Source organism: Runella sp. R5_40, assembly GCF_057652295.1.
Map to the genome: position 1 here is coordinate 144,961 of NZ_JBYFCH010000004.1, position 18,366 is coordinate 163,326.

An 18,366-nucleotide genomic window follows, 5' to 3' on the forward strand; every position below is an offset into this window, starting at 1 on the left:
AACTATTGATTTTAATTATATTTGTCACAACAATTTAAAATCAATGAAAAAATTAACGACCTCCTTTTTCTACAATTTAGAAAAAACCGTCAAAATCTATCGTCAGTTTTTTCAAAACCAATTCAAAATCAATGGGTTTGACATTACCCTTGACCAATGGTTGATTTTAAATACAGTCGCCGAACACCCCGATTGTACCCAAAATGACATCGCCGAAAAGGTGTTCAAAGACAAAGCTTCGGTGACACGGATTATTGAATTGTTGGTTCAAAATGGTTTTTTACTGCGTGACATTCATCCCACCAATCGGCGGATGTTTCAACTCACCATTACCGAAAAAGGACTTGAAACCATCGAAAAATTGACGGAATTAGTACCCCAAATTCGCCAAAAAGCACTCGAAGGAATTGAGCCAGCGTCGGTTTCGGCCGCCCAAGAAATGCTAGCAATGATTGTTCAGAACTGTATTCCAACTTCATCATAACATGCCTATTTACCACAAACTTGGAAAAATTCCTCCCAAACGGCATACGCAGTTTCGTAAGCCTGACGGCGGGTTATATTACGAGCAATTGTTTGGCACCATCGGTTTTGACGGGATGTCGGCGCTGATGTACCACGTGCATCGGCCCACGATGATTCGCGAGGTTTTGTCCGAAACCGATGTAAATCCCAAAATTGCAGTTTCAAAAAGTATCAAGCCTCGTCTGTTGAAAGGCTTCGAACTCGCGCCCGAAGATGATTTTTTGGCAAGTCGAAAGGTGTTATTGGCCAACGCCGATATTCACATTGGTTTGGCAGCTCCACGTCAATCACTGCGTTCGTATTTTTACAAAAATGCCGATGCCGACGAACTACTTTTCATCCACCAAGGCACGGGAACCTTACGGACGCAACTTGGAAATATTCCGTTTGAGTATGGCGATTATTTGGTCATTCCAAGAGGTATGATTTACCAGATTGATTTTGATGGCACCGACAATCGGCTTTTGTTTGCCGAATCGTTTCACCCCATTTATACCCCCAAACGATACCGAAATTGGTTTGGTCAATTGCTCGAACATTCGCCTTTTTGCGAGCGGGATTATAAACTCCCACAAGACCTCGAAACCCACGATGAAAAGGGGGATTTTGTCCTAAAAATCAAAAAACAGGGCGTTTTGTACGAACTCCTCTACCCTACACATCCGTTTGACGTAGTCGGTTGGGATGGGTATAATTTCCCCTATGGCTTTTCGATTCACAATTTTGAGCCTATTACTGGACGCATCCATCAACCGCCGCCAGTGCATCAAACGTTTGAGACGAAAGCATTTGTGATTTGTTCGTTTTGCCCGCGTCTGTACGACTATCATCCGCAGGCCATTCCTGCTCCTTACAACCATTCAAATATTGATTCGGACGAAATGCTTTATTACGTTGATGGTGATTTTATGAGTCGGAATAACATTGAAAAAGGGCACATTACACTCCACCCTGGAGGAATCCCGCACGGGCCAGCACCTGGGGCGTACGAACGCAGCATTGGCAAAACTTCCACGGAAGAATTAGCAGTGATGATTGATACGTTCCGTCCCCTTTCGATTACGGAAGAGGCGTTGAAATTAGACGATGGGAAGTACTATCAAAGTTGGATTGAGTAATTTTTGGGCTATGTGACCCTATGTGTAAATCCTATGTATCTATGTGTTTAATTTTTTTTTACCACATAGTAAACATAGAAGTTTTCACAGTAGAATACATAGAAAACGCTATGTAAAACTATGTATAAATCCTATGTATCTATGTGTTTAAATTTTTTTTACCACATAGTAAACATAGAAGTTTTCACAGTAGAAGACATAGAAAACGCTATGTAAAACTATGTATAAATCCTATGTACCTATGTGTTTAAATGGTTTTCACTATGAATCAGGCAGTTCTCGAAAATATTCATTCACAAACGTTTTTTGTCCATTGTTGAAAATGTTCAAAACGTGAAAGTTGATTAGGATGCCTTTAGGAATTTTCAAATGTTTCATATAGGTTAATAAGGTTGCTTCAAAAATAGGGTGCATATCTAAAACCGCTTTATTTTCTACTATCACTAAGTCTTCGACAAGGATGTCGTACCTAAGTTCACAATCAAGCAAAATTTCCTTGTAAGGTACCTGAATTGTTTGTTGACTTTTTGTGTGTAACCCACGAAGCGAAAGCTCATGAATTAATGCCTTTTCGTAATTGCTTTCTAAAAGGCCAGGACCAAGGACTTTATGAACTTCAATGGCAGCTCCAATGATTTGGTAAGTCAGGTCATTGATTATCTTTTTTGTGATTATTTGACTCATGTCTCTATATGCTAGTTCTTTCTATAAAGACTGATTTTTTTGCTTTTAGATACAGAAGAGTCGCTACCTATGTATTTAACCTTTTCTTTTACCGCATAGAAAATCCTATGTGAAACTATGTGTAAATCCTATGTAACTATGTGTTTAACCTTTTTTTACCACATAGTAAACATAGAAGTTTTCACAGTAGAATACATAGAAAACGCTATGTGTAAATCCTATGTACCTATGTGTTTAAATAACATCTAAAATGAACTTTTCCCTCGATACCATCCCTTTTGGCATTTTCTCGGTTAAAAATCGCCGTAAAAAAGTAGCAACAATTATTGGAAATCAGGTCGTTGATTTGGCAGAATTAGCCCATTTAGGGTACTTCGATGGCCTTAAAATCCCCAAAAGGGTTTTTACAAACGACTACCTAAATGATTTTATTTCACTAGGTAAAGCGAAAACCAACGCTGTTCGAGCTGAACTTCAAAAACTCTTAGCTCAACCTAATCAGCTACCAGAATCGGTCTTTCATGAAGTGACAAACGTGCAGCTTCATTTACCCGTTAAAATTGGAGACTATACCGATTTTTATTCCTCCGAACAGCACGCCACCAACGTAGGCATGATGTTTCGCGACCCCGACAAAGCACTATTGCCCAACTGGAAGCACCTGCCAGTAGCGTATCACGGACGAGCCAGTTCGATTTTTGTGTCTGGTACCAATTTTCATCGCCCCAAAGGCCAACTTTGCCCCGACGAAAGTCAACCTCCTTTTTTCTCCCCGACTAAACGCCTTGACATAGAACTTGAAATGGCCACGGTCATCGGCAAAGCCAATCCGATTGGACAGGCCATTGATGTGGACCAAGCCGAAGAATATATCTTTGGTTTTCAATTATTTAACGATTGGTCTGCCCGCGATATCCAAAAATGGGAGTACGTTCCCCTTGGCCCTTTTTTGGCCAAAAATTTCTTTTCTTCGGTGTCTCCTTGGGTCGTACCAATTGAAGCTTTAGCTCTTTTCCAAGTGGCTGGTGAAGAACAAACTCCTCCAGTATTGTCCTACCTTCAAGAAAAAAACAGGCACTTTTTCGACGTAGAATTAGAGGTAATTTTACAAACGGCTTCGGGAAATGAAGTGAAACTTTGTCATTCCAATTTTAAAAATTTGTACTGGACAGTCGCCCAACAAATTGCCCATCATACGGTGAACGGTTGTAATTTAAACGTAGGAGACTTACTTGCATCAGGCACCATTTCGGGGAAAGAACCCAACAGTTTTGGTTCTTTGTTAGAACTTACTTGGGGAGGCAAAAAACCGATTTTGTTGCCCGACGGCGCAGAACGACGCTTCTTAGAAGATTTCGATACCATCATCATTCGAGGCTACGCCGAAAAAGAAGGAGTTCGAGTTGATTTTGGAGAAGTTAGAAATACGGTGCTGCCTGCTGTTTAATATTTTAGACCTTCCAAGTTTTAGAAACGGGGACGCCCAGTCTTGGAAGGTCTTCACTCATTTATTTGACTTTCAAAATCACTCGCTGATACCTCGTTAATGCTGGCGTGCCATTGTCTTCGGCTTCGACGATGATGTGAATGGTATCGCCGCTTTTAGCTGAGGTGTGAACTGTAATTTCTGCTTTATTTCCATTTTGAGAAATCAATGCTTCTTCTTTACAAGTACCTACTTCCTTGTATTGCCAAAATTTCAACGAAACGTTGTTGCCGTCGGGATCAGAAGTAGTTGGTTTTAACATAATTTTCTGCCCACGAGTAACTGATAACTGTTTACTGGCAACTGACACCTTCGGAGCATGATTCGCTCCTTTGAAATCTTTGATGCACCAATCGGCCCGTGCGGCAAAGTCGTTTTGAATCGCTGGAATCCAGCGAGTTTGAGCAAAAGCATCATCCATTTTTTTTGTATAAGGATTAAAGTCTGCGGCTGCTTTACCATCTTCCCAGCGACTCGGTGTAACCGTAGATTGCACCAAACGCCCGCCCCAACCACCAACTTGTGGGTTTTCGAGGTTATTCAAACCCACGTCTATCAAGTGTAAAAACGCTGGAGAATCCCCCTCCGAAATAAAATCATACTGGCCAAAACTCCCCCATTGGTTCTTTTTGGCCTTTTCCATACTGCTGTAAATGTCTTCAATTTCACCTTTGGGAGGATTCCCATCGCCGTAGCTGTAGTACATTTTGAGGAGCGGGCCGTGGTTATTGATGATATTTCCCATAAACTTACCCTCTAAATATGGGTGAAGCTGCTCGGGCACAGCTCTTTTCCAAAAGTAGGCAAAACTCCAAAATTGGCTTGCATTGTAATACACTTTGAGGTCTTTCCAATTGGGTTCGATGTATTTTTTGTACGTAGCATCTTGGTCAAGAATCGCGTAAAGAATGGCTTTTTGGCAAACTTTACTATAAATTTTATCCCATTGTGACGTATTTTTATAGGTATCTTCAATGCTTTTCAACGCCCGAGCGATGGTGTTTGTCCCGCCCCACACCTGTAAGTAAAGCGGTGTCATGTCATCATCCAGTAGTTTAGCTTTGATAAAATCCGACCCTGGGGTCTCTTTGGCCATTTCTCCTTCAAAATCAATATTCCCAATGCGGATTCTATCTCTCAAATACTTATGGGTAGGAAAGTCCTTTGAATGTTTGATAAGGTTTGGGTACACTTTTCCGTAGGCGTCCACCAAATCGTAAATCCATTGTTCGCCTGGCCAACGAAGTTCGGTACGTTCGCCGTAGAGTTTTTGGGTCATCTCCATTTCGGACGTAAACTTCGTTCCTTTGCCATCGCCTTTGTAATGCCACTGTGAACTACTGACAATCAAACTTTCCACCTTGTATTCATTAGAATAAAGCAACATTCGTATAAACGAATCCACATCATCCAGTTCTCCGTCGGTGGTGACGATGGTGCGCGGTTTGGAACTTTGAGCAAAACCTAAGTTAGACACCCAACCACAAATAATACACAAGAGCAAAATCTTTCTTTTCATTGACTTTGGTTTTTGTTATTTTTTCTTTCTTTTACTTAGAGAATTATTTCGCTCATTTTCTCCACTTACTTTAACCATGCCCAGCGTTTTGCCCAATCCGATAGATACGCTTCACGGTATTGGGAAATGGTTCGTGCCCCTTGTTGTTCTCCCAAAAACAAGGCAGGATTTGGTAAATCACTGTACCAATTTTTACCAAGCGGATAGTCGTCTTTAGTGGGTTTGCCAGGCCAAGGCACGGTGCTGACATACGCTCCCTTTTGTCCATCTAACTCCTTGATTGTGCTGTGGAGAACGTAATTTCCAACTTCAGGTTTTTTCGACGAATAACGTACTGCATACACACCCTTCCCTAAATAATACCCAGGCCATTGCTGATTCTGCGCCTCCAACGTAAAACAAGTTGAGTCTTTAGAAATAGGCAACACAGGCCCTTTGAAGCGCCATTCTAAGATTCCGTAGGCTGGAATGGAGTCAGCGGTGGTAGTATTTCGTTTAAAAATAGCTCTTGAACTTCGGCGAATGGAAACAAATCTACCTCCCCAACTTTCCCCCTCAGGGTTTAGTGGGTTTCCAACCATTAAGTAGGCCAACGATGGCGTGTCTCCCATTTTAACGTGGCCTTTATAATGATTCACAAAATCAGCACCCATCGCCCCATACCCTTTCACAAAGTTCTCATAATAAGCACCTCCACTCATATTTTTAGGCGCATTTTCGTCTTCCATAAACCAACCACGATAAGTAGCGTTGGCCTCAATCATCCACATATTCGGGTGGTGTTCTACGATGTAGGAATACGCATTTACGCTCCATTTTTTATTAGGGCCACCAATCCAATACACCTTTATTTTTTGTTCAATTTCGGGGGCGTCGTGCAGCGCTTGCGCAAGATCTTCTAAACCACCCCATACCAGTACCCAAAGCGGTTGTTTGCTTTTCTTTTTTGCACATTTCACAATCCATTCCGACCCTTCAGTTGAACTCGAAAAGCCCTTGTAAGGTGCTTCTGGAACGGTTCCTTGCTTGCAAACTTTGCGAAGTTGGTCTGGCGTTGCTAAGTTTTTATTGTGAGCAATCAATTGAAAAAAATCCTTCTCATACAAGTCAATCATACCCAACAAATCTTTCTTTCTTCCTTTTCCAAACGGCGATGAAATCAGTCCTTCAATTTGAAACAAATCGGAATACATCATCAAGTGTATCATCGACTGATTGTCGTCAGGGTCAGTTCCACCAATGTCGGTGCTAACAATAATGCGTGGCTTTTCTTTCGGCTGTGCCCATGCAAGTTCAAAAAGGCTTATTCCTAAAAGAAACAAAAACAGGATAAAAGTGCGCATCAAATTATCTTTTAACAGTATTTTTTTGAAATAATACGCAATTATACATACAAAAAAGAAAACTATCGAAAATATTAATAAATTTTCGATAGTTCCCCTAACTCATTGTACCCTTCCTTTTTCATCGTCGGCGGCATTGTCGTTGTGTCGTCGCTTGCGGGCAAAAGTATCCTTTCCAAAGCGATACGAAAAAGCAATTCCTATTCGCTGGGTGTCTGATTCATTGGTCTGAAAAAACTGAGCTTGCTTGATTCCTACCGAGCGGTTGTGGCGTACCCAAGAGTGAAATACATCGTCGATTGTAAGGCGAATGCTGGCTTTATCTTTCCAAATTTTCTTCTGAACTGCCACCCATACTCGGTACATTCCATCGGTATAGGCTTGTCCATTTAGGTCTGAACTAGCATAATATCCTGACAAATCGGCGCTCCATCCTTTGGCGAATCGAAATTGTTTGTAAACCTCAAACCGCGCGATGTAAACCGTTAGATTCAATTTTTCGGTATAACTCATACCATTAAGGCCCAGTTTCGATAATCGCAACGTGTAAATCAAATTCCACCATTTGGCTGGCGAAGCAGACACCGTGGTGTTCAGCAACAGCATAGAGCCCTTGGCAACGTTGTTGGGACGAGTAATAAAAATCGTGTCCACCGCTTCTGTCGTTTGAAAAATAAGGTTGGTAAAATGATTGTAACTCAACCCCATTTGTAGCCAATGTTTGTGTTGAAATTTCAACTCAAAGCGATTTTGGTACTGAGGCAACAGCAACGGATTACCAGCGGTATAAGAATATTGATCTCTAAAAAAAACAAATGGATTAAACGACTGGTAGTCAGGGCGATTTATCCGACGCGTAAAACTCAAATTCAACGAATTTATATTCAAACTATCCAATTTATAGTTGATAAAAACCGCAGGAAACAGCTTTGTATAATTTTTGGTAAACGTACTTCCTTTCACTGCTTCATTGCCCAATTGATTGCCCCACGCTTGGGTCGTTTCGGCGCGTAGCCCAAGCTGCACTCCTACCCGTTTCCACTCTTTTCGGGTATTCATGTAGGCTGCATGGATGTTTTCGCGGTATTTAAAATGATTCGATTTCGTGTTGTCGATGCGTTGGGTTAGGCCAATGATGTCAAAATAATCCGAACGATTGTCGTTATCAATCACACTCGATTTGACGCCAGCCTCCCAACTGCCTTTGTTCTTCAGGGGGTGTATATAGTCCACTTTGGCAGTATAGATTTTGATGTTACTGGGTACTAGGTACAGAAATTCTTCGCTATCGTTCAACGTACCTTCGGACCAGTAACTAAAATTCCAAACCCGTTGGTTGCCATTAGAAAGGTACGTAAGGTAGTTCAAATCCGCCATCAATTCGCGGCCTTTGGTGTTGAATTTATGCTGAAAGTTAAGATTACCACCCACATTTTTTCTTTTGTCGTTAATTCCAGTTACCCCATCCCCTACTGCATCAAGCAAGCGAGCGGCATTGTAGTTATTGCTTTGATAATCAGTCACTGAACTGCGATTTCCACCATTTACGTTCAACAAAAATCCGTACGTATTTTTTGAACTTGCAGCATAATCTAACCCCAAAATCCCATTCAGGCTTTTGGCATTCGTAACCGCATTGTTAAGCAACTCAACATTAGAAAGTTGCTGCCCCACTGCCGAGTAAAAGCGTCGATCAAATACATCCAGGTTATAGTTTTTTTCACGGTTGGCTCCCAAGTTGGCAAATACATTCAGCTTTTTATGATTGTAGTTTAGGTTCATTGCACCGTTGTTTCTGCCATAAACTCCTTGGCTAGAAGCCATTGAAACGCTTCCCATAAAGCCGCCTACTCGGTTCTTTTTCAAACGAATATTAATGATGGCATTGCCCGCCGCGTCGTATTTTGACGACGGGTTGTCCATCAATTCAATTTTATCCAACAAGCCCCCTGGCAGTGATTTCAGATACGCCGCCAAATCTTGCCCCGACATGTACGTAGCCCGACCATCAATCAGCACCAAAATGCCGCTTTTCCCGTTGAGGCTAATCTCGCCATTCATTCCTACCGTCACCCCAGGTGTTTTTTCCAGTACTTCCAACGTGTTACTTGTAGCGCTGCTAATCATGGATTCGACGTTGACAATCGTCTTATCAATATCTTGTTCAATCAACGGGCGTTTGGCCTTGACGACCACTTCTTTCAATTCAATGTTTTTGGCGGGTAAAAGCACGATGATAGGCAATACTAAGGCAGTTCGACTATCATCTAGCGTCAATATTGTACTCATAAAAGGCTTTTGCCCCATGGCCGTAATGGCCAATAAGTAGGCACCATTGGGTAGTTTATTGAACTGAAACTTGCCATCCGAATTGGTAATTTCTCCCAAAATCATGGTCGAATCCGAGGCTTTTAAAAGTTTAACTGTAGCTCCAGGAATGGTTTCATTCTGGGCGTCTTTTACCGTTCCACGGATGTTTCTGGAGGCCGTTTGGGCGAAGAGCGTAAAGGACAAAAAGGTCAAAAACAAAATGGCTGCTGATTTCATGTAGGTGTTTTTTAAGCGTTGGTCAATTTTGACGAAGCAAATTTGCGCTGGCAGTTTTGCGTGCTAAAAAAAACCTGTTGTATCTTGCCAAAAGTCTGACAGAATACTGATTTTGGGTGTCGAACTGGTTGGTGGTCTTCCAACAGGTTTCCGTCAGCGTTTTGGAAGTGTTCGTCCTGAAAATAGCCTTGCATTTCCCAAAATAGTCAACTTTGCTGCCAGTTCAATCAACACACGTAAACAGTACGCCCATGAGTACTCCACAAAGTCACTGGCTCACTTCTTTTTTCGGGAAACAGCTCTATATTTACCTATCGCTTCTGTTCAGCGTTCCTTTATTTTTGATGATTGAAGTCTATGTCAGAAACGTAGGAATCCACGAAGATGAAGCCACGGCCTCGGCCATTACGTTTTTATTTGTAATAGGTGTATTTACGGGGAGGTATCTTTCTCAACTCTGGATTTCTCACCAAAAACCCATTGATAATGAATACGTTATTGCGATAATTCTATTGATTATTGGGTGTATTATCGCGGTATTTGTTCTTCCGTTTCAAGGAAATCGGCTCATCAAATTTTTATTTTGGATTCCCCTCGTATTTATCCCCTTGCTTTTGGGTGGTTTGATTAAAATAGTGAGGCACAATGTTCAATTTCAATTGCGCGAAGCCCAAACGTCGGCAGCCCACAGTAAAAGTGAATTGCAGCTGCTACAGTCCCAGCTAAGTCCCCATTTTTTGTTCAACACGCTCAATAATTTGTACGGATTGTCGATTACCCAGCACGAAAAAATCCCACCGCTTTTATTAAAATTGGCCGATTTACTGCGGTATTCGGTCTATGATACCAAAGAAGTATTTGTTCCGTTGAAGGACGAACTGACCTACATCAACAATTACATTGATTTTGAGAAAATACGCATTGGAGAACGGCTAATGCTTACCGGCGCGTTCGAGTCACTTCCTCGACCCGACATCAAAATCGCCCCCATGTTGCTGATTGTATTCATCGAAAATGCCTTTAAACATTCCAAAAACACCGCTGAAGAGCATATTTTTGTAGAAATCACCCTCAAAACCTGGGCAGATTCAATTCTGTTCTCAGTCAAAAATTCATTTAGTCTGCCGCAAGAAGGCGAAAATGTGATTGACAAACACAGTGGTTTTGGTCTAGCAAGTATTAGAAAACGACTAGAATTGCTTTATCCTAATGAACATGAGTTGAAGATTGAAGAGACTGAGGGTTTTTATCAGGTCATGTTGCAGCTGAAGATGAAGTAAATGATGAGCGATGAGTTAGGAGATATGAGTAATTTTCGATTTCTTACCTTCTAATTCTTACTTCCTAATTCAATTATGTCCCAACTCCATTGCCTGATTGTTGACGATGAACCCATTGCGCGGGAAATCATCAAAGCGTATTGCAGTCATTTACCGATGCTTCACATCGTAGCTTCGGTGGGCAATGCGCTGGAGGCTAAAACGATTTTGCAAACTCAACAAATCGACCTTCTTTTTTTGGACATCAATATGCCCGTTTTGAACGGCATTTCATTTTTAAAAACCTTAAAAAATCCACCACAAGTCATTTTCACGACGGCCTACAAAGAATACGCCGTCGATGCGTTCGATTTGGCAGCTTGTGACTATTTGCTAAAACCCTTTTCTTTAGAACGCTTTATTGTGGCAGTGGATAAAGCATTGGAGAAAAGCCCCCTAACCCGCGCAGCGGACCGTCCCAATGGAGGCACTATTTACTCTGAGAAAACGGAGGATTATTTATTTCTGAAGGCAGATGGCAAAATTTTCAAAATCATGCACGACGACTTGCTGTTTGCAGAAGCACAGGGAAATTATACGAAGGTTGTCACCACGCAACATACGCTGCTCCCCAGCATGACTTTTTCAAGTTTTGAGGAATTACTTCCGTCAACGCACTTTTTACGGGTGCATCGTTCTTTTTTGATTAATAAAGCTAGAATCACCCACATCGAGGGAAATCGCGTTTTTATCCAGTCCCATGAGGTACCCATTGGTAGTAGTTACCGCGAAGGATTTCTAAAAACGCTGGGACTTTGAATGATTGGCCTCCAATCGCTTATTACTCCTCAAAGGAAAAGTATAATTTTTCAGGTCTGGGCTTATTTTATCCAACATTTTTTGCTTTTTTTACATAGAACGTCTTTCGACGGTTTCTTGTCAACCCACTGTTAACTTCTTAACTTTTCGTTGCTGGCTATGTCAATAAAAGTTGCTATTTCCCACAAAACCAAGTACATCTTCGACCGTAGCGTAAGCCTTTCTCCTCACGTATTTCGGTTACGGCCAGCGCCCCACTCACGGACGCCCATCGAAGGGTATTCTTTCAAAATTTCGCCAAAGAATCACTTTATCAATTGGCAACAAGACCCTTTTGGCAACTACCAAGCGCGGGTTGTTTTTCCCGAAAAAACCACTGAGTTAAGCGTTGAAGTAGAGGTCATTGCCCGAATGCAGGTCATCAACCCATTCGATTTTTTTGTGGAAGAGTATGCCACAAAATTCCCATTTAAGTACGACGACCTTTTAAGTAAAGAACTACTCCCCTATTTAGAAGCGCGCGAGTCAGGGGCATTGCTGGTCGATTGGATTGAGCAAAACAAAATCACGACCGATATAAACACCGTTGACTATTTGGTACACCTCAATCAACGGATTTTTAGCGACTTGTTTTACAATGTACGCATGGAGCCTGGGGTACAAACTTGCGAAGAAACCCTTACCAAACGCAGCGGTTCTTGCCGCGATTCGGCTTGGTTGTTCGTCCAAGTACTTCGTCATTTGGGCATTGCAGCGCGGTTTGTATCTGGTTATTTGGTGCAGCTGACCTCAGATGTCAAATCGCTGGATGGGCCTTCGGGACCTGAAAAAGATTTTACCGATTTGCACGCTTGGGTAGAAGCCTATATTCCTGGGGCAGGCTGGATTGGGTTAGATCCTACTTCGGGGCTGTTTGCCAGTGAAGGGCACATACCACTTTGCTGTACGCCAGACTTTGCAAGCGCCGCTCCAGTAACAGGGGCCACTGACGTTTGCGAGGTTTCGTTTGAATTTGACAACCAAGTGTTTCGGATTCACGAAGACCCACGGGTTACTAAACCCTACAGCGAGGCGCAATGGGAAGCCATTATGCAAGTCGGAAATGTTGTCGAAAAAGACTTACAAGACGGCGATGTACGGCTCACAATGGGTGGCGAACCTACCTTCGTTTCAATTGACGATTATGAGTCGCCCGAATGGAATTCCGCTGCTGATGGCCCACTCAAGCGCAAATTGGCGTACGACTTGGCCTTGCGCTTAAAAAATCGCTTTGCCCACGGTGGTTTGTTACATTTCGGACAAGGGAAGTGGTACCCAGGCGAATTATTTCCGCGCTGGCAATATGCACTTTACTGGCGGAAAGACGGCTTGCCAATCTGGAAAAATGATGCGCTGGTAGCCAAAGAAAATGAAACAAATTATACGTTTGAAGATGCCCATATTTTTGCCCAAGAACTAACAAAATACCTGGGAATCAATCCTCAAAATCTAAAGCCAACTTACGAAGACCCGATTTATTGGGCGCTTGAGGAAGGCAAACTGCCTGTCAATCTTGACCCGCTTGAGGTGAATCTCAAAGATTCGATTCAGCGGCAAACAATGGCTAAAATTTTTGAAAAAGGCTTAAACAACCCAACTGGTTACGTATTACCCCTCAAATGGCAGTATGAAACCAACGCTTGGACGAGCTGTTTGTGGGAATTTAGAAGGAAGCATGTCTTTTTAATCCCTGGAAATTCTCCCGCTGGTTTGCGTTTGCCTTTAGAATCTTTACCTAAGGTTGCCAAAGACAAAAAAGAGCCCATCGTAGAACGGAGCCCTTTTGAAGAATTGGATGACCTAGGAACCCACCATGCCACTGCCGAAAAAAGATTCGGAACCATTGCACCTGATTATCAACTACCTACCTCCTCCAAAAACGAGTCGAAAGAGGAAGAAGACAAATCCATTCTTTTTGAATTGAATACTTTCACCACTGCCTTGTCGGTGGAAGAAAGAGATGGAATTATTTACGTTTTTTTACCCCCAACCGATTATTTGGAGCACTACCTCGATTTGGTAGCTACGGTAGAAGTAACGGCCGAGAAATTACAAATGCCTGTGCGAATTGAAGGCTATACACCGCCTTCGGACTACCGTATCCAAAAATTGATGGTTACGCCTGACCCAGGGGTAATTGAAGTCAATATTCACCCCTCTAAAACTTGGCAAGAACTTGTTGACAACACAACCGCCCTCTACGAAGAAGCCTTTCTAGCGCGCCTTGGCACTGACAAATTTATGGTGGACGGCCGTCATACAGGCACGGGCGGTGGCAACCACGTGACCATTGGTGGCGCCAAACCTGCCGATAGCCCCGTGCTTCGTCGGCCAGATTTGCTGCGTAGTTTGCTTACCTACTGGCAGCATCACCCCGCGTTGAGTTATTTGTTTGCGGGGCCATTTATTGGCCCTACCAGCCAAGCGCCACGTTTCGACGAAGGCCGCGATGAGCGTTTGTACGAAGTTGAAATTGCCTTCGATCAAATCCCTGAAAACGAAGACGTTCCGTTTTGGATGGTGGACAGGATATTTAGAAACCTGTTGGTGGACATCACAGGCAATACCCACCGTACCGAATTTTGCATTGATAAACTGTACTCGCCCGACTCTTCTACGGGACGCTTGGGGATTCTCGAATTTAGGGCATTTGATATGCCTCCCCACAAGCACATGAACTTGGTGCAAAACCTCTTGGTGCGGGCGTTGATTGCCAAATTTTGGAAACAACCTTACAAGAAAAAACTCATTCGCTGGGGTACGGAGCTACACGACCGCTTCTTGCTGCCTCACTTTGCTTACCTCGACATGGTGGATGTCGTCAATGACTTAAAAGACGCAGGCTATCACTTCGACATTTCGTGGTTTGATGCCTTCTTTGAGTTCCGCTTCCCGCATTATGGCACTATTTCTGTCGGGAATATTCAGCTCGATTTGCGTCTTGGCATTGAGCCTTGGCACGTCTTAGGTGAAGAACTTTCCAGCGCTGGCACGGCTCGTTTTGTCGATTCGTCGCTCGAACGCCTTCAAGTCAAAGTAAGTGGTTTTGTGGAAGAACGTCACATCCTGATTTGTAATGGCTGCCGTGTGCCGTTGCGCAGCACAGGCGTGAAGGGAGAATACGTCTCAGGTATTCGCTACAAAGCCTGGAACCCACCGTCGGCGTTGCACCCTACAGTTGGTGTGGATGCCCCCTTGGTATTCGACATTGTGGATACTTGGAATAACCGCGTGCTGGGAGGTTGTACGTATTTTGTCACTCACCCGGGCGGCCGCAGCTTCGATACCTACCCTGTCAATAGTTATGAGGCCGAATCGCGGCGAATTAGTCGTTTCTGGGATTTTGGGCATACGCCTTCGGCCAAGCAAGACGCCATCGAAGTAATTACAAACCAAGGCGGTTCGGTTTCGCGTTTTATGGCCGAAAACAAAAAAGACCTCAAAATTGACACACCTATTGAACTTATCAATCCTGAATACCCAACGACGCTCGACTTACGCCGTTTTTGGCGAGCGCGTTAGTAAAAACGTTTTTCTAAATACCCTATTTGATGCTGACTGATACCCAAACTAGCCTCCTCCAATCGTATCGACGCGAAATAAGTACGTATGATGAAGTCATTGGGGCCGATGGGCTGGTGAAGCCCCATTGGAACAAACTTTTTGCATCTTTAGAAAAAATAGGGTTAAAAGAACTTGACTATCGTAACCAAGAAATAATCAACAGGTTACGAGAAAATGGCGTTACGTACAATGTCTATGAAAGTGCCGATGGGCTCAATCACCCTTGGCAACTAGACCCCATCCCCTTTTTAATTGAACAAAAAGAATGGGAACAAATTACGCTCGGTTTAAAACAACGGGCGCAGGTCTTGGACTTGGTGCTGCGGGACATTTATGGCCCGCAACGCCTTGTCCATGAAGGCATACTTCCGCCCGAGCTTATTTTTGACAACACAGGATTTTTCCGCCCTTGTTTTGACGTAAAACTTCCTTCCGAAAACCAGCTGTTACTTTACGCAGCTGACGTCGCACGGGGCCCCGACCGTCGAATGTGGCTGGTTGACAACCGTACCCAAGCGCCTTCTGGAGCTGGATATGCCCTCGAAAACCGCCGAATTATGAGCAAACTCCTTCCCGAACTCACGGAAGGGATGTACGTTGGGCGCTTGTTTCCTTTTTTTAATACCATTCACCAAACAATTCTCCGCCTCGCTCCTCACACCAAAGAGAACCCCAATGTGGTGTATCTTACCCCGGGTCCAAACAATGAAACGTACTTTGAACATGCCTATTTGGCCTCTTACCTTGGCTATACCTTAGCGCAAGGCGATGACTTGGTAGTGCGGGATGGCTATGTTTGGTTAAAATCTTTGGAAGGGCTGGAGAAAGTGGATGTTATCATTCGGCGGGTTGACGATGATTGGTCTGACCCCCTCGAACTCCGCGAAGATTCTCGACTTGGTGTACCTGGGTTGCTGCATTCGATTCGTTCGGGGAAAGTAGCTGTTATCAACCCTCCTGGTGTCAGTGCGCTTGAAAACAGCGCTTTGTTGTCCTTTATGCAATCTTGTTCTAAGTTTTTCTTGCAACAAGACCTTCTCATGCCCTCTATTGCCACTTGGTGGTGTGGACAACAGAAGGAATTAGGGTATGTGTTGGACAATTTGCACCGACTTATCATCAAAAAAGCCAATCGAAAACAAAAATTTCGGTCGGTTTATGGCAAAACATTGTCCAAAGAAGCCTTAGCACAGCTTCGACTTGAAATCCTGAAAACGCCCCACGAATACGTGGCGCAGGAGGAGGTAAGCTTGTCCACGACGCCGTCGTTGGTCAATGGAAAAATAGAACCCCGCTTGGCCTCTTTGCGGGCTTATATGGTATCCAACGGCTCCGATTATTGCATGTTGCAGGGGGGCCTGACGCGGAGTTCGGCCGAAAAAGACCGCTACGTTATTTCTAATCAGTACGGCGGAATTTCAAAAGATACGTGGATTGTTTCGGATACGGTGGCCGAGACGCCAAGTCGAATGACCAACACGGTCAAAAATACGGCTACGCCACACAGTACTTTACCCAGCCGAAGTGCCGAAAATTTATTTTGGGCAGGGCGTTATGCCGAGCGAACCATGTCGCTCACGAAGTTTCTTCGGATTGTAATCAGTGCCATCAACGAGAACGTGGACTTTCGCGGGTCGTTTAAGTTGGAATACATCGACATTTTGCTCAAATCAACCACGCACCTTACCCTCTCCTATCCAGGGTTTACGGACGAAAAAAATGAGCAGATTCGCGAAAATCCTTACAAAGAACTAGGTGAGTTGGTAAAAAACAGTCAAAAATCAGGAACTGTCGCCTCCAACGTCCAGTCATTTTTAAATAGTGCATTGGCCGTAAGCGACCGCTGGAATCATGATACCCGTCGGGTCATAACGCTGTTGGAAAACAGCTTGAAGAAAACCAAGAGCTTGGACATTCACAACCACAATTCCGTCCAAAATTTGTTGGACAAGCTCCACGGCAGGGTATTTACCTTTTACGGAACTCTCTCTGAATCAATGCCCCGCGACCATGCCTATCACCTCTTTGAAGCAGGCAAGTTGGTGGAGCGACTTCTGGCCAAAATCAGTGTATTACGTTCATGTTTTAGTTTCAAAAATGACGTTAATACCGAAAACGAACTGATTGAAGCCGTATTGACCAATCATTACCTATTGGTACATTACCGTCAGCTATACAAAAGTAGTTTTAACCTCGAAACCATGCTCGATATGGTGTTGATGGACGACAAAATTCCGTATTCGATTGCCTACCAGCTTGATTTGTTGGCAAAATGTCTGGCCCAACTACCCAACGTTTCGCCAACTATCCGTTTAAACAAAGCGGAGAAAGCCGTACTAGAAGCAGCAACCCAAATGAAATTAGCAGATGTTTCGCGGCTTGTTTTGGGGTCTCCTAACAAGCCTTTCCGAAAAGATTTCGACCAGCTTTTGTCGCGCGTGGCCAACCTCATTTCCTCTGTCACGGTGAGTCTCACCGACACCTATTTTACCCATACCTTTATTCAGTCTGTCTTGGTAGAAAAATCTGTAAACGACGCTACTAATGAGGTATAAACTTACCCACCGAACCAAGTACAACTATTTTGGGTCTGTCTCTACCTATCATAGTTTGGTGTGCCTGCAACCACGCCAACTTGAGGCGCAGATTTGTCGCCACTTTGAATTACGGATTTCGCCAGCTCCAGCCGAAATAGTCACCCGAACCGACTATTTTGGCAATACGCTCCATTATTTTTCAATTGACGTTGCTCACAAAGAATTGATTGTGGTTGCCGAAAGCGATGTAGAAAGTTTTGCCAAAGAACCCGTCAACGAGCCCCTTTCGATGACCTGCCAAGCAGCCAAAGAACATATTTGGGGTACGCGCGCCTTGAAGGTGGACTTGCTCCAATACCTGCTTCCTAGTCATTTCATTGCTTGGGACGACGAAATTACCGCCTTTGCCCAACGCTTTTTTTTGCCCGACAAATTGCTTTACACCTGCGTCAAAGACCTTTGTCACGCCATTTTTACCGAATTTAAGTTTGATTCTAATTTTACGACCGTTCAAACGCCCCTGCAAACGGTGCTCAAAGAAAAACGAGGTGTTTGTCAGGATTTTTCACATTTGGCCATTGCCAGTTTACGAAGCATGGGTTTTCCAGCGCGCTATGTAAGCGGTTATCTGGAAACCCTACCACCTCCTGGCAAAAAGAAACTCCAAGGCTCGGACGCTTCCCATGCTTGGGTATCGGTCTATATTCCGCCTTTTGGTTGGTGCGAATTTGACCCTACCAACGACATGATTCCGCAAGAACGCCACATTGTGACGGCCTATGGGCGCGATTACAGCGACATTGCTCCCCTAAAAGGTATTATTTTTAGTTCGGGACGGCATACATTATCGGTAGCCGTTGACGTCATTCCCAAAGGTCGATAAATAATTGGGTCAAACATCATTTTTTGATTTATCCCAATAACCC

At 43.6% G+C, this 18,366-nt stretch carries 12 protein-coding genes; 8 read left to right on the forward strand and 4 right to left on the reverse strand.

Annotation, left to right across the window (positions count from 1 at the left end):
• The first annotated feature begins 43 nt into the window (after positions 1-43).
• Together AC23N5_RS09950 and AC23N5_RS09955 are read left to right on the forward strand one after the other, a co-directional pair.
• On the forward strand, positions 44-484 hold the full coding sequence (locus AC23N5_RS09950) for a MarR family winged helix-turn-helix transcriptional regulator (protein WP_487755450.1): 441 nt from the start codon (positions 44-46) through the stop codon (positions 482-484).
• A gap of 1 nt (position 485) precedes the next feature.
• Positions 486-1,643, forward strand: coding sequence for a homogentisate 1,2-dioxygenase (locus tag AC23N5_RS09955; RefSeq protein ID WP_487755451.1), 1,158 nt, complete (start codon positions 486-488; stop codon positions 1,641-1,643).
• Between the two features lie 261 nt (positions 1,644-1,904).
• On the opposite strand, the gene AC23N5_RS09960 is transcribed toward AC23N5_RS09955, so the two are convergent.
• Positions 1,905-2,327 (reverse strand): GxxExxY protein, encoded by a 423-nt coding sequence (locus AC23N5_RS09960; protein ID WP_183972581.1) that lies wholly within the window; start codon positions 2,325-2,327, stop codon positions 1,905-1,907.
• 250 nt (positions 2,328-2,577) lie between these two features.
• Here AC23N5_RS09960 and fahA point away from each other — a divergent pair, with 250 nt between their 5' ends.
• A complete protein-coding gene (gene fahA, locus AC23N5_RS09965) occupies positions 2,578-3,774 on the forward strand; it encodes a fumarylacetoacetase (protein ID WP_487755452.1) in 1,197 nt (398 codons plus the stop codon).
• A gap of 61 nt (positions 3,775-3,835) precedes the next feature.
• On the opposite strand, the gene AC23N5_RS09970 is transcribed toward fahA, so the two are convergent.
• The 3 genes from AC23N5_RS09970 to AC23N5_RS09980 all read right to left on the reverse strand — a co-directional run bounded on the left by AC23N5_RS09970 (position 3,836) and on the right by AC23N5_RS09980 (position 9,222).
• Complete coding sequence (locus tag AC23N5_RS09970; RefSeq protein WP_487755453.1) at positions 3,836-5,332, reverse strand: DUF1593 domain-containing protein; 1,497 nt, start codon at positions 5,330-5,332, stop codon at positions 3,836-3,838.
• 65 nt (positions 5,333-5,397) lie between these two features.
• Positions 5,398-6,675 carry a nucleoside hydrolase-like domain-containing protein gene (locus tag AC23N5_RS09975; protein WP_487755454.1) on the reverse strand — a complete coding sequence of 426 codons (1,278 nt, stop codon included), beginning with the start codon at positions 6,673-6,675 and terminating at the stop codon, positions 5,398-5,400.
• A 102-nt stretch (positions 6,676-6,777) separates the two neighbouring features.
• Entirely contained in the window at positions 6,778-9,222 is a 2,445-nt protein-coding gene (locus tag AC23N5_RS09980; protein ID WP_487755455.1) for an outer membrane beta-barrel protein, read from the reverse strand.
• A 251-nt stretch (positions 9,223-9,473) separates the two neighbouring features.
• Between AC23N5_RS09980 and AC23N5_RS09985 the strand changes: the two genes are divergently transcribed.
• The 5 genes from AC23N5_RS09985 to AC23N5_RS10005 all read left to right on the forward strand — a co-directional run bounded on the left by AC23N5_RS09985 (position 9,474) and on the right by AC23N5_RS10005 (position 18,323).
• Positions 9,474-10,502: a sensor histidine kinase gene (locus tag AC23N5_RS09985; RefSeq protein ID WP_487755456.1), complete on the forward strand. Its 1,029-nt coding sequence runs from the start codon at positions 9,474-9,476 to the stop codon at positions 10,500-10,502.
• 75 nt (positions 10,503-10,577) lie between these two features.
• On the forward strand, positions 10,578-11,300 hold the full coding sequence (locus AC23N5_RS09990; RefSeq protein WP_487755457.1) for a LytR/AlgR family response regulator transcription factor: 723 nt from the start codon (positions 10,578-10,580) through the stop codon (positions 11,298-11,300).
• A gap of 159 nt (positions 11,301-11,459) precedes the next feature.
• On the forward strand, positions 11,460-14,861 hold the full coding sequence (locus tag AC23N5_RS09995) for a transglutaminase family protein (protein ID WP_487755458.1): 3,402 nt from the start codon (positions 11,460-11,462) through the stop codon (positions 14,859-14,861).
• Positions 14,862-14,890: 29 nt separating this feature from the next.
• Complete coding sequence (locus tag AC23N5_RS10000) at positions 14,891-17,458, forward strand: circularly permuted type 2 ATP-grasp protein (RefSeq protein ID WP_487755459.1); 2,568 nt, start codon at positions 14,891-14,893, stop codon at positions 17,456-17,458.
• Positions 17,448-18,323 (forward strand): transglutaminase family protein, encoded by an 876-nt coding sequence (locus tag AC23N5_RS10005; RefSeq protein WP_183972561.1) that lies wholly within the window; start codon positions 17,448-17,450, stop codon positions 18,321-18,323. Before AC23N5_RS10000 ends, AC23N5_RS10005 begins: the two co-directional genes overlap by 11 nt.
• Positions 18,324-18,366: the final 43 nt, after the last annotated feature.